Below are 12,342 nucleotides of genomic sequence, written 5' to 3' on the forward strand. Positions count from 1 at the left end.
CCTCGGCGCCGGAGGGGCTGGCGGGGCGGTCGGCCGGGTGGCTGCTCGGCGGCGGCGACGTCGTGCAGGTGCCGGTCAGCGCCCGGGCCGCCACGGACGTCGACACCCCGCAGGCGCTGGCGGCCGCCCGCCGGGCCGCGGCCGGACCGGCCCTTCCGGACGCCGGAGGGCGGCGCCTAGGGTCGCCCGGGTGAGAGCGGTGGTGGTGCGGTCCCCCGGCGGGCCGGAGCAGCTGGAGGTCGCCGAGGTCCCCGACCCCAGGCCCGGCCCCGGGGAGGTGCTGCTGGCGGTGGCCGCCGCGGGCCTCAACCGCGCCGACCTGCTCCAGCGCCAGGGCCACTACCCCCCGCCCCCCGGAGCCAGCGAGCTGCTCGGCCTGGAGGTCTCCGGCACCGTCGCCGCCCTCGGAGAGGGCGTCAGCGGCTGGGAGGTCGGGGACGCCGCCTGCGCGCTGCTCGCCGGCGGGGGCTACGCCGAGCTGGTCGCGGTCCCCGCGGGCCAGCTCATGCCGGTGCCGGCGGGGGTCGACCTCGTCGACGCCGCCGCGCTGCCGGAGGTGGCCGCCACCGTGTGGTCGACGGTCTTCCTCGGCGCCGGCCTGCGCCCGGGCGAGGTGCTGCTCGTGCACGGCGGGGGCAGCGGGATCGGCACGATGGCGGTGCAGCTGGCCCGGCACGTGGGGGCCACCGTCGCCGTGACCGCCCGCCGGCGCGCCACCCTGGAGCGCTGCGCGCAGCTCGGCGCCAGCGTGCTGGTCGACCACACGAGCGAGGACTTCGTGGCGGAGGTCCGCGCGGCCACGGGCGGGCGGGGCGCCGACGTCGTCCTGGACGTCGTGGGCGGGCCGTACCTGGGCCGCAACGTCGAGGTGCTCGCCCCCGGGGGCCGGCTGGTGGTCATCGGCCTCCAGGGCGGCACCCGGGCCGAGCTGGACCTGGGCGCGGTGCTGGCCAAGCGCCTGTCCGTGCTGGGCTCGACCCTGCGGGCGCGGTCCCTGGCGGACAAGGCCGCGATCTGCGCCAGCGTCGTGGAGCACGTCTGGCCGCTCGTCGCCGAGGGCCGGGTGCGCCCCGTCGTCCACGCCCGGGTGCCCCTCGCCGAGGCCGCGCGCGCCCACCACCTGCTCGCCGAGGGCGGGCACGTGGGCAAGGTGCTCCTCGTGACCGGCTGAGCGAAGATGGAGCGGTGAGCGAGCAGCCGCCCGAGCCGGCCGAGCAGCCCGTCGTCGTCGTCGCGCCGGGGGGCACGACCGGCGACGAGCAGCAGGAGCCCGCCGGCCCCACCTCGAGCATCGAGGAGCCGGCGAAGGTCATGCGCATCGGCAGCATGGTCAAGCAGCTGCTCGAGGAGGTCCGCTCCGCCCCGCTGGACGAGGCCGGCCGCGCTCGCCTCGCGCACGTCCACGAGCGCTCCCTCGCCGAGCTCGAGGAGGGCCTGTCCCCCGACCTCGTGGCCGAGCTGCGGCGCGTGAGCCTGCCCTTCGCCGAGGGCACCACGCCCAGCGACGCCGAGCTGCGCATCGCCCAGGCCCAGCTCGTCGGCTGGCTCGAGGGGCTCTTCCACGGCATCCAGACCGCGCTGATCGCCCAGCAGATGGCCGCGCGCTCCCAGCTGGAGCAGATGCGCCGGGCCCTGCCGCCCGGTGGCGGCATGGGCGGCGTGGGTGGCCCCGGCGGCCCGGGGGCGACGGGCGGCCCCGGCGGCATCGACCCCCGGCCGGCCCCGGGCCAGTACCTCTGAGGCCCTCCTGCGCTCGCGCCTGACCGGACGCCTGCTCGGGCTGCGGGACGCCCTCGGCGGGCGCTCGCGCGAGGACCGCGTCCTCGGCACCGGCGTCTGGCGCCGCGCGCACGACCGCTTCCGCCGGGCCGTCGACCGCTACCACCAGGTGATCGAGGGCGTGCCCGAGGGCGACCTGCGCGACGACCTCGAGCTGCTCGGGGCGCGGCTGGCCGCGTGCCTGGACGCCGTCCGGGCCGCCTGCGAGCGCGCCCAGGTCGAGCACCCCAGCGCCGGGCTGGACATCCCCGGGCCGGCGCGGGACCTGCACGCGCGGCTCTCGCGGGCCGCGACCCTCGCCGCGCAGGCCGCGCAGGCCGCTCTGCACGCCCGGTTGCGCGCCTCCGACGCCGCCGCGGCGACCCGCGCGGTGGAGCAGGTGGAGCGGCTGGTCAGCGGCTGAAGACGGGTCAGCGGCGGAGGACCAGGCGCTCGAGCACCTGCGCGACGCCGTCCTCCTCGCACGGCGGCGCGACGGCGGCGGCCGCGGCCACCGCGTCGGGGTGGCCGTCGGCCACGGCGTAGGACTGCCCAGCCCAGCGCAGCATCGCCACGTCGTTGGGCATGTCGCCGAAGGCGGCCACCTCCTCGGGCGCCACACCGCGCTCGGCGGCCACCTCCGCGAGGGTGCTCGCCTTGCTCACCCCGAGCGCGGCGACCTCCACCAGCCCGTCGCGCGACCCGGAGTGCGTCGGCTCGGCGATCCCGGCCAGGGCCGCGCGGGCGGCGACCAGCACGGCGTCCGGGCTGCTGCCCTCGTGGCGCAGCAGCAGCTTGACCACGCCGGGGTCGTCGGCCAGCAGCTCGCCCAGCGGGGCGCGCACCCGCTCTGCTCCGGCGTCGAATCGGGGGCGGTAGTCCGGCTCGTGCCGGAAGCCGAGCAGCGTCTCCAGCGCCACCGTGGTGCCCGGCAGCGCCGCGCGGACCGCCTCCACCGCGGCCAGGACGGCGTCCGGTGCGAGCACGCTCGCCCGCACCACCCGCGCCGAGGCCAGATCGTAGACGATCGCCCCGTTGGCGCAGATGGCCGTGGCCGTGCCGACGACCTCGGCGAGGTCGGCCAGCCAGCGCGGCGGCCGCCCGGTGACCGCGACGACGTCCACGCCCGCGGCGCGGCAGCCGGCCAGCGCCGCCACCGTGCGCGCCGAGACGGTGCCGTCGCGGCGCACCAGCGTGCCGTCGAGGTCGGTGGCCACGAGGCGCACCCGGGGGCTGCTCTCCGGCGCGCTCACGCCCCGGCGACCGGCCCGTCGGGCAGCAGCCCCTCGAGCACGTCGGCGAGGCCGTCCTCCTCCACCGGAGCGGTCACCTCGTCGGCCGCGGCGAGCACCTCGGCGACGGCCTGGCCCATCGCCACCGCCCGGTGGGCCCAGGCGAACATCTCCAGGTCGTTGCGGCCGTCACCGACCGCCACCGTGCGCTCGGCCGGCACGCCCAGGCGCTGGCGCACCCCCTCCAGCGCGCTGGCCTTGCTCACGCCCTCGGGCGCCAGGTCGAGCCACGCCGTCCAGCCGACCGCGTAGTTGACGCCCTTGAGGCCCACCCGCTCGATGAGGTCGACGAACTCCTGGGGGGTGTGCTCGGGGCTGCGCACCACGACGCGGGTGGCGGCGGTGCCGGCGAGCTCGTCGAACTCCACCTGGCGCAGGTCGCCGGTGAGCTCCCCCTCGGGGAAGGGCCCGGCCACGAGCACGGCCCCGCTGGGCTCCTCGACGGCGTAGGCGGCCTGGGGCAGCTCGTCGCGCAGCAGGGCCAGGGCGGACGCCGGGTCGAAGGTGACGAGGTCGACCGTGGTGGCGCCCCCGGGCGCTGACGGGTCCAGGGCGAGGGTGACCGCGCCGTTGCTGGCGACGAGGTAGCCGGTGTCCAGGCCGAGGTCGGCGAGCACCGGCAGGACCCCGGCGGCCGAGCGGCCGGTGGCCACGACCACGTGGTGGCCGGCCTCGACGACGGCGTGCACGGCCTTGAGGACGCGGTCGGAGAGGACGAGGTCGTGGCCGACGATCGTCCCGTCGACGTCCAGGGCGACCAGCAGGGTCGGGTCCGAGCGGTCGCTCACCAGCGAACCCTAGCCCGCTGGTGAGCGACCCTCCTCCTCAGCGCCCCGGCACCACGATCGGCTTGATCGTGGCGGGGTCGCGCCGGGCGGCGGTCAGGGCCTGCTCGGCGTCCGCCAGGCCGTAGTGACCGGTGACCAGCGAGGCGAGGTCCACGCGCCCCGAGGCGGCCAGGGCGATCGCCGCCGGGTAGGCGCCCGCGTACCGGAACGTGCCCGTGAGCGTCAGCTCGCGGTTCTGGATCAGCTGGACCGGCAGCTCGGCCGTGGCCGACCCGGCCATGCCGACCAGGACGATGCGCCCCGCCGGGGCCAGGGCGGCGATGCCCCCGGAGACCGCCCGCTGCGCGCCGGAGCACTCGAGCAGGACGTCGGCCTCCACCACCGCCGCGAGGTCGGGGGTCTCCCGCGAGTCGACCACCCGGGTCGCCCCCAGCGCGGTGGCGACGGCCAGCCGCTGCGGCGAGACGTCGGTGACGGTGACCGAGGTGGCACCGCGGGCGAGGGCGACCTGCATCGCGAGCAGCCCGACCGGGCCGGCGCCGGTGACGAGCACGCGGTCGCCGGGGGCCACCGCGGCCTTCGCGTTCGCCCAGACGCCGACCGCGAGCGGCTCCACCAGCGCCGCCTCGTCGTCGGAGAGGGAGTCCGGCACGGGGTGGGCGAAGTCCGCCGCCAGGACGACGTAGCGGGCGAAGGCGCCGTCCACCGGGGGCGTCGCGAAGAACTGCACGTCCCGGCAGAGGTTGTACCGCCCGGCCCGGCACTGGTCGCAGTGCCCGCAGGGCACGCCCGGCTCCATGGCCACCCGCTGGCCCTCGCGCTCGGCGGGCACGCCCGGGCCGACCGCGACGACCCGCCCGGAGGCCTCGTGGCCGAGGACGAGCGGCGACTCGACGACGAAGTCGCCGATCCGGCCCTCGAGGTAGTAGTGGACGTCGGAGCCGCACACCCCCACCGCGGCGACCTCGACGAGCACCTCTCCCGGCCCTGGCGCCGGCACCGGGCGCTCCTCGAGGCGGACGTCCTGCGGCCCGTGGAGGACCGAGACGGACATGGTGCCGGGCAGCGCCTGCGCGCCGCTCACTTGACCGCGCCCAGCGACAGGCCCTGGACGAGCTTGTCCTGCGCCGCGAAGCCCGCGACCAGCACCGGCAGCGAGACCGCGAAGGCCGCCGCGCAGACCTGGGCGAGGAACAGCCCCTGCGACGTGGCGAAGCCGGTGAGGAAGCTCGGGGCCGTGCCGGCCACCGTCGAGGTGAGCGTGCGGGCCAGCAGGAGCTCGTTCCAGCTGAAGATGAAGCAGATCAGCGCCGTGGCGGCGATGCCCGGCAGCGCCACCGGCGCCACCACCCGTCGCAGCATCGTGACCAGGCCGGCGCCGTCCAGCTGAGCGGCCTCCAGCATCTCCACCGGCACCTCGGCGAGGAACGAGCGCATCATCCAGACCGCGATCGGCAGGTTCATCGAGGTGTACAGCAGGATCAGGAGGTTGATGTTGTCGAGCAGGCCGGTGTTCTTGGCGAAGAGGAACAGCGGCAGGAGGCCGGCGACGATCGGCAGGAACTTCGTCGACAGGAAGAAGAAGAGGACGTCGGTCCACTTCTTGATCGGCTTGATCGACAGCGCGTAGGCCGCCGGGATCGCGAGCACCAGCACGAGGAGGGTGGAGAGCACCGACGCGGTCAGGGAGTTGATCAGCGGGGGCCACGGGTCGCGCCCGCCGTCGAGGCCCAGGAAGGTGCGGTAGCCGTCGAGGGTCAGCGGCGCGGCGATGGACGGCGGGTTGGTCGCGGCGTTGACCTCGGAGTGGAAGGACGTCAGCACCATCCACAGCACGGGCGCCACGAACAGCAGCCCGACCGCCCAGGCGAGGATGCCCCAGAGGGGGCTGTCCTTCTTCTCCACCCCCCGCCGCTTCGGGCGCGGGCCCTTGAACGAGGTGGCGGCGACGGCGGGGTTGCTCGACGTGGACTCGGTCGTGCTCATCAGGCGTTCTCCTCGTCGAACAGGGACGACACCACGCGCAGGGCCAGCGTGGCGATGATGATCGTGCCGATGACGACGACGACGCCCTGGGCCGAGGCGAGGCCGTAGTCCTGGCGCTGGAAGAACGTCGCGTAGATCGTGTAGGGGAGGTTCGCCGTGCCGAGCGCCCCCGCCGTGATCGTGAAGACGGCGTCGAAGTTCTGGACGATGTAGATGCTGCCCAGCAGGCCGCCCAGCTCGAGGTAGCGGCGCAGGTGGGGGAAGGTGATGAAGCGGAAGATCTGCATGCTGCTGGCGCCGTCCATGCGGGCGGCCTCGACCACGTCGCCGGGCTTGGACTGCAGCCCCGCCAGCAGGATGAGCATCATGAACGGCGTCCACTGCCAGATCAGCGACAGCTCGATCGAGAGCAGCGGGAACCGCGACAGCCAGGCGATCTGCGGCGGGTTCGAGGAGCCGAACAGGCTCCACACCCAGGTGAGGATGCCGTTGAACAGCCCGAACGACGGGTTGAGCAGCGCGTGCTTCCAGATCAGCGCCGCCGCGACGGGGACGATGAGGAACGGCGCGATCATCATCGTGCGCACCGCTCCGCGCCCGAAGAACGTGCGGTCCAGGAGCAGGGCGATCAGCGTGCCCAGGACCAGGCTCACCCCCACCACCGTGACGGTGAGCAGGATCGTCGTGAGCACCGCGCTGCGCAGCGCCGGGTTGGTGAAGACCTCGGCGTAGTTGTCGAGGCCGGCGAAGCCCCTCTGGTCCGGGCGCAGCGCCCGCCAGTCCATGAAGGAGACGACGATCGTCACGAGGAACGGCAGCTGCGTCGTGGCGATGACGAAGACGAGCGCCGGGAGCAGCGGGATGCGGCGCCGGCGGGCGTCCTTGCGGCTGCGGGCGACGTCGCCCGGCGGTGGCTGGTAGGGCGTGCGCTGCTCCGGCGTGAGGTCGTCCGGTGGAGCGGGCGGGGCGGTGGTCGAGCTCATGCGGAGCACCTTCTTCCCGGGTGCCCCGGGTCCCTGCCCCCCTCCCGCGAGAGGGGGGCAGGACCCCGGCCACCTCAGCGTGGCGGATGAGTGCCTGTCTTACTCCTGGGGCCGCGCGGCGGCTACTCCTTGTTGGCGTCCCCGGCGTCCTGGGCCAGCACCTGGCCCTGGTCGAGCGCCTCCTGCACCGTGGTCTGCCCGGCGATCGCGGCGCTGACCTGCGCCGAGACCTCCTGGGCCATGCCCGCGAACTCCGGGATGGCCACGAACTGGATGCCGGGGGCCGGGCGCGGCTGCACGCCTGGGTTCAGCGGGTCAGCGGCCTCGATGGCCGCCTGCGTCGGCGCGTAGAAGGCCGCGGCGGCCTCCTGGTACTGGGGGTTCTCGTAGGTGGAGGCGCGCTTGCCGGCGGGCACGCGGGCCCAGCCGAACTCCTCGGCGACGAGCTCCTCGTACTCCTGGCTGGAGGCCCAGGAGATGAACTCCCACGCGGCGTCCTTGTTGTCGGACGCCTCCTGGATCCCGAACGCCCAGCTGTACAGCCAGCCCGAGGAGGCCGTCTCCTTGACCGGGGCCGCGACGTAGCCCATCTTCCCCTTCACGGGCGAGTCGTCGGCCTCGAGCGAACCGGCCGCGGAGGTGGCGTCGTACCACATGGCCGCGCCGCCCTGCGTGACCGCGTTGAGGCACTCGGTGAAGCCGGCGTTCGCGGCGTCCGGCTCGCCGTACTGGGTGACCAGGTCGACGTAGAACTGCGTGGCCTCGACGAACTCCGGCGCGTTGACCTGGGCGTTGAAGTCCTCGTCGAACCAGGTGCCGCCGAAGGTGTTGACCACCGTGGTCAGCGGGGCGAAGACCTGGCCCCAGCCGGTCTGGCCGCGCAGGCAGATGCCGTTCATGTCGGGCGCGGACGGCACCTTGTTGTCGATCTGCGCGGCGAGGTCCGCGACCTGGTCCCAGGTCGGGTTCTCGGGCATCGTCAGGCCCATCTCCTGGAACACGTCCGCGCGGTACATGAGGAACGAGCTCTCGCCGTAGAAGGGCTCGGCGTAGAGCGAGCCGTCTTCCCCGGTCAGACCGGCGGCGATCGGCTGCAGGATGTCGTCCTGGTTGAACTCGGTGTCCTCCTCGACGTAGCTGTCGAGGTTGGCCAGCCACCCGTTCGTGGAGAAGAACGGCACCTCGTAGTTCGAGATGGTCGCGACGTCGTACTGGCCGGCCTGGGACGTGAAGTCGGTCTGGATGGTGTCGCGGACGTCGTTCTCCGGGAGCACCGTGAAGTTCACCGTGATGCCGGAGTCGGCGGTGAAGTGCTCCTCCGTCAGCGCCTGCAGGTCCTCCATCTGCGGGTTGTTGACCATGATGACGTCGATGGACTGCCCACCGTCCTCACCACCGCCGCCCCCGCCGCCGCCCCCGCCGCCACCGGCGCCGGAGCAGCCGGCCGTGATCAGAGCGGTCGCTGCCGCCACGACGCCCACGGCGCCAGCACGTCCTCGTGCTCTCATGGTTCGTCCCTCTCTGGGTCCGCCGGCCGGGATCCCCCGGGCCGGACATCTGTGGTCACCGGAGCAGCGCCGGGGCGCGCTCAGGACGGTGGGGGGGCAGCTCGCCCGAGCCGCGCTCGATGAGCTGCAGGTCGAGCTCGACGTGCCGCGGCGGACCGGTGTGGCCGTCGATCCGCTCGAAGAGCAGGGCCGCCGCCCGGGCACCGATGCCTTCGGCGTCCTGCTCCAGGACGGTGAGCCCCGGCCGGAAGGCGTCGGCCCCGGCGAGGTCGTCGATGGCGATGACCGCGAGGTCGCGCCGGCCGAGCGCCGCGATGGCCGACAGCAGGCCCATGGTGGTGCGCGCCACGCTGGACAGGACGGCGGTGCTCTCGGTGTCGCGCTCGAGCACCGCCAGCGCCTGCTCCCGGGCGTCGCGGGGCTCGTACCCGAGCCAGGCGGCCTGCGGGCGCAGGCCCGCGGCGCGCATCGCCTGCTCGTAGCCGTGGCGGCGCTGGACCACGGTGCGGGCCGCGGGACCGCTGCCGACGAAGAGGACCCGCTCGTGGCCGTGGGCCAGCAGGTGCTCGGTGACCGCGCGTCCGGCGGCCGCGTTGTCGATGCCGACCGAGTCGGCGATGCTGCTCGGCCCCGGTGCGTCGACCTGCACCAGCGGCACCTCGCGGGCCACCTCGTCGAGGTACCCCTCGGGAGCACCGCTCGTGCCCGAGCTGACGATCAGGCCCGCGACGCTGCGGCTGAGCAGGGACTCCACGGCCTCCTCCTCGGAGCGGCCGCTGCCGGCGCACGCGATCACCACCCCGTGGCCCCGCTCGTGGGCGGCCCGCTCGACGAGGGAGACGAGCCGGCCGAAGAACGGGATGGAGAAGTCCTCGACGGCCACGCCGATCGCCTCGGAGCGCCCGCGGCGCAGGGAGCGCGCCTGCCGGTTGACCGAGTAGCCGAGGTCCTCGGCCGCCTGGCGCACCCGGGTGGCGAGCTCCTCGCTGACCCCGGCGCCGCCGTGCAGGACGCGGGAGGCGGTGGAGGGGCTGACGCCCGAGCGGTCGGCGACGTCGGTGAGCGTGGTGCGCGTGCGCTGCGCCATCGCAGTCCTCCTCCGACGTCGTCGTCTGGCAGTGCGAGGAGTCTGTCGGGGTCGTGCAAACGTTGTCAACGGCGGGATCACGCCGTTCGGATCACGAATCGGTCACGGCCGGGGGGCGGTGAGCTCCTCGAGCGTCGCGCGGGCGCCCCGAGCGTGCAGGGAGTCCAGCGCGCGGAGGTACGGGGTGGTGAACCGCTCGTCGTCGCCGAGGTCGCCGAAGAGGCTGCGGTCGGCGAGGAAGGCCAGCGGGTCCTGCGCCTGGTGCTCCGCGAGGACCTGCAGGCGCACGGCGAGGCGGTCGACGACGTTGATCGGCTGCCCCTGCTCGTCGACGCCCTCGGCGTAGCGCGCCCAGCTGGCGACGACGGCCGCGCTGCGGTGCATCTCGCCACCCGAGGCGAGCTGGGAGCGCACCACGGGCAGCAGCCACTTGGGGATGCGGTCGGAGCTGTCCTGGCAGAGGCGGGCGACGGTGTCGCGGACCTCGGGGTTGGTGAAGCGCTCGAACAGGGTGTCCTTGTACTCCTCCACGTCCACCCCCGGCAGCGGCTCGAGGGTCGGGGTGGCCTCGCGGTCCATGTACGCCCGCACGAACGCGGCGAGCAGCGGGTCCTGGCTCGCCTCGTGCACGTAGCGGTGCCCGAGCAGGTGGCCGAAGTAGCACAGCGCCTGGTGGCCGGCGTTGAGCAGGCGCAGCTTCATGAGCTCGTAGGGCTCGACGTGCTCGACGATCTGCACCCCGACGTCCTCCAGGGGCGGGCGGCCGGTGGGGAAGCGGTCCTCCACGACCCACTGCGTGAACGGCTCGCAGACCACGGGCCAGGCGTCGTCGATGCCGAACCGCTCGCGGACCAGCTCGACGTCCTCGGGCGCGGTCTGCGGGGTGATCCGGTCGACCATGGTGTTGGGGAAGGCCACCTCGGCCTCCACCCAGGCGCCCAGGTCGGCGTCGCGCAGCCGCGCGAAGGACGTGAAGGCGCGCCGGGCGAGGTCGCCGTTGCCCTGGAGGTTGTCGCAGCTCATCACGGTGAACGCCGCGACGCCGCGCGCCCGGCGCCGGGCGAGGGCCTCGGTCACCAGGCCGAAGGTGGTCTGCATCACCGCGCCGGGCGCGAGGTCGCGCTGCACGGCCGGGGCCGACGCGTCGAAGACGCCGGTGACCTGGTCGATGCTGTACCCGCCCTCGGTGACCGTGAGGGAGACGATCCGCACGGCGGGGTCGGCCATCTTCTCGATGACGGCCTCGGGGTCGTCGGGGGCGAGCAGGTACTCGACGATCGAGCCGATCACCCGCGGCTCCAGCGCGCCGTCGGCGTGCTTGACCACGAGCGTGTACAGGCCGTCCTGCGCGCGGAGCGCGTCGCGCATGCGCGCGTCGTGCGGGAGGACCCCCACGCCGCAGATGCCCCAGTCGAGGGCCTGGCCCTGGCTCATCAGGCGGTCCAGGTACATGGCCTGGTGGGCCCGGTGGAAGCCACCGACCCCCAGGTGGACGATCCCGGTGCGCACCTGGCTGCGGTCGTAGCCGGGCACCGGCACTTCCGCGCCGATCGAGGCGAGACCGGCGGCGTTCAGCGGCTGCATCCGCCCATCCTGCCGGTGCGCCGCGCCCGGCGACGACCCCGCCCCTCAGGCGGTGACGGGCAGGAGCACCTCCAGGCCGCCCAGGTAGGGGCGCAGCGCCGCCGGGACGAGGACGGAGCCGTCCTCGCGCTGGTGGTTCTCGAGGATCGCCACCAGCCAGCGGGTGGTCGCGAGCGTGCCGTTGAGGGTGGCGACCGGCCGGTTCGCGCCGTCCGGCCCCTTCTCGCGGATGCCCAGGCGGCGGGCCTGGAAGGTGGTGCAGTTCGAGGTCGAGGTGAGCTCGCGGTAGCGGCCCTGGGAGGGCACCCACGCCTCGCAGTCGTACTTGCGCGCGGCCGAGGAGCCGAGGTCACCGGCCGCGACGTCGATCACCCGGTAGGGCACCTCGACGGCGGCCAGCAGCTCCTCCTCCCAGGCGAGCAGCCGCTGGTGCTCCTCGGCGGCGTCCTCGGCGGGGCAGTAGGAGAACATCTCCACCTTGTGGAACTGGTGGACGCGCATGATCCCGCGGGTGTCCCGCCCGTAGGAGCCGGCCTCCCGGCGGTAGCAGGCCGACCAGCCGGCGTAGCGCAGCGGCCCGCCGCTGAGGTCGAGCACCTCGTCGGCGTGGTAGCCGGCGAGGGCCACCTCGGAGGTGCCCACGAGGTACAGGTCGTCGGCCTCGAGGCGGTAGACCTCGTCGGCGTGGGCGCCGAGGAAGCCGGTGCCCGCCATCACCTCGGGCTTGACCAGCGTCGGGGTGATCATCGCGGTGAAGCCGGCCGCCACGGCGCGGTCCATCGCCAGGTTCAGCAGCGCCAGCTCCAGCCGCGCACCCACGCCGGTGAGGAAGTAGAAGCGCGACCCGGAGACCTTGGCGCCGCGCTCGGTGTCGATCGCCCGCAGGAGCTCGCCGAGCTCCTGGTGGTCGCGCGCCGGGAAGCCGAGGTCCTGCGGCGTCCCGACCTCGCGCAGGACGACGTAGTCGTCCTCCCCGCCGGCGGGGACGCCGTCCTCGACGACGTTGGCGATCGAGCGGATGAGCGCGTCGAAGGCGGCGCCCTGCTCCTCGGCCTCCGCAGCGGCGGCCCTGGCCTCCTCGGCCAGGCCCTTCGCGCGGGCCAGCAGCTCCTGCTTCTCGTCGCCCTTCGCGGACGCGACCTGCTTGCCCAGCGCCTTCTGCTCCGCGCGCAGACCCTCGGCGCGGGTCATCGCCGCCCGCCGCCCGGTGTCGGCGGCCAGGACGGCGTCCACCAGGCCCTCGTCCGCCCCGCGGGCGCGCTGGCTGGCGCGCACCGCCTCGGGGTCCTCCCGCAGCTGCCTCACGTCGATCACGACCGCCCACAGTAGCCGCGCGGCGGCCGGCGCGGGTGCTGG

Annotated in this window: 12 protein-coding genes and 1 pseudogene; 4 read left to right on the plus strand and 9 right to left on the minus strand. The window is 74.7% G+C overall.

Translation table 11 applies throughout. The annotated features are described in order from the left end of the window. The 4 genes and pseudogenes from AC5FZL_RS05675 to AC5FZL_RS05690 all read left to right on the plus strand — a co-directional run. A pseudogene (locus AC5FZL_RS05675) lies at positions 1 to 194 on the plus strand (hypothetical protein); the annotation flags it as partial. Then, entirely contained in the window at positions 191 to 1,171 is a 981-nt protein-coding gene (locus AC5FZL_RS05680; protein WP_493617599.1) for an NAD(P)H-quinone oxidoreductase, read from the plus strand. The pseudogene AC5FZL_RS05675 and the gene AC5FZL_RS05680, both read left to right, overlap by 4 nt. A 14-nt stretch (positions 1,172 to 1,185) precedes the next feature. After that, complete coding sequence (locus tag AC5FZL_RS05685) at positions 1,186 to 1,740, plus strand: bacterial proteasome activator family protein (RefSeq protein WP_493617600.1); 555 nt, start codon at positions 1,186 to 1,188, stop codon at positions 1,738 to 1,740. A gap of 148 nt (positions 1,741 to 1,888) precedes the next feature. Then, positions 1,889 to 2,182, plus strand: a complete 294-nt coding sequence (locus AC5FZL_RS05690; protein ID WP_493617601.1) for a hypothetical protein — start codon at positions 1,889 to 1,891, stop codon at positions 2,180 to 2,182. Positions 2,183 to 2,189: 7 nt separating this feature from the next. On the opposite strand, the gene AC5FZL_RS05695 is transcribed toward AC5FZL_RS05690, so the two are convergent. From AC5FZL_RS05695 to serS, 9 genes are all read right to left on the minus strand, one after another. Beyond that, entirely contained in the window at positions 2,190 to 3,011 is an 822-nt protein-coding gene (locus AC5FZL_RS05695) for an HAD family hydrolase (protein ID WP_493617602.1), read from the minus strand. Further along, positions 3,008 to 3,838 (minus strand): HAD family hydrolase, encoded by an 831-nt coding sequence (locus tag AC5FZL_RS05700; RefSeq protein ID WP_493617603.1) that lies wholly within the window; start codon positions 3,836 to 3,838, stop codon positions 3,008 to 3,010. Before AC5FZL_RS05700 ends, AC5FZL_RS05695 begins: the two co-directional genes overlap by 4 nt. A 37-nt stretch (positions 3,839 to 3,875) precedes the next feature. Next, entirely contained in the window at positions 3,876 to 4,892 is a 1,017-nt protein-coding gene (locus AC5FZL_RS05705) for an NAD(P)-dependent alcohol dehydrogenase (RefSeq protein ID WP_493617623.1), read from the minus strand. 26 nt (positions 4,893 to 4,918) lie between these two features. Continuing rightward, on the minus strand, positions 4,919 to 5,824 hold the full coding sequence (locus AC5FZL_RS05710; protein WP_493617604.1) for a carbohydrate ABC transporter permease: 906 nt from the start codon (positions 5,822 to 5,824) through the stop codon (positions 4,919 to 4,921). Beyond that, complete coding sequence (locus tag AC5FZL_RS05715; protein ID WP_493617605.1) at positions 5,824 to 6,807, minus strand: carbohydrate ABC transporter permease; 984 nt, start codon at positions 6,805 to 6,807, stop codon at positions 5,824 to 5,826. The genes AC5FZL_RS05710 and AC5FZL_RS05715 overlap by 1 nt, the downstream gene beginning before the upstream one ends. A gap of 122 nt (positions 6,808 to 6,929) precedes the next feature. Beyond that, complete coding sequence (locus tag AC5FZL_RS05720) at positions 6,930 to 8,315, minus strand: ABC transporter substrate-binding protein (RefSeq protein WP_493617606.1); 1,386 nt, start codon at positions 8,313 to 8,315, stop codon at positions 6,930 to 6,932. 55 nt (positions 8,316 to 8,370) lie between these two features. Continuing rightward, positions 8,371 to 9,402 (minus strand): LacI family DNA-binding transcriptional regulator, encoded by a 1,032-nt coding sequence (locus AC5FZL_RS05725; protein ID WP_493617607.1) that lies wholly within the window; start codon positions 9,400 to 9,402, stop codon positions 8,371 to 8,373. A gap of 102 nt (positions 9,403 to 9,504) precedes the next feature. Further along, complete coding sequence (locus tag AC5FZL_RS05730) at positions 9,505 to 10,986, minus strand: mannitol dehydrogenase family protein (protein ID WP_493617608.1); 1,482 nt, start codon at positions 10,984 to 10,986, stop codon at positions 9,505 to 9,507. A 45-nt stretch (positions 10,987 to 11,031) separates the two neighbouring features. Then, positions 11,032 to 12,300 carry a serine--tRNA ligase gene (serS, locus tag AC5FZL_RS05735; protein ID WP_493617609.1) on the minus strand — a complete coding sequence of 423 codons (1,269 nt, stop codon included), beginning with the start codon at positions 12,298 to 12,300 and terminating at the stop codon, positions 11,032 to 11,034. Positions 12,301 to 12,342 lie beyond the last annotated feature (42 nt).

The sequence above is a fragment of the Quadrisphaera sp. DVD1 genome (assembly GCF_058932755.1).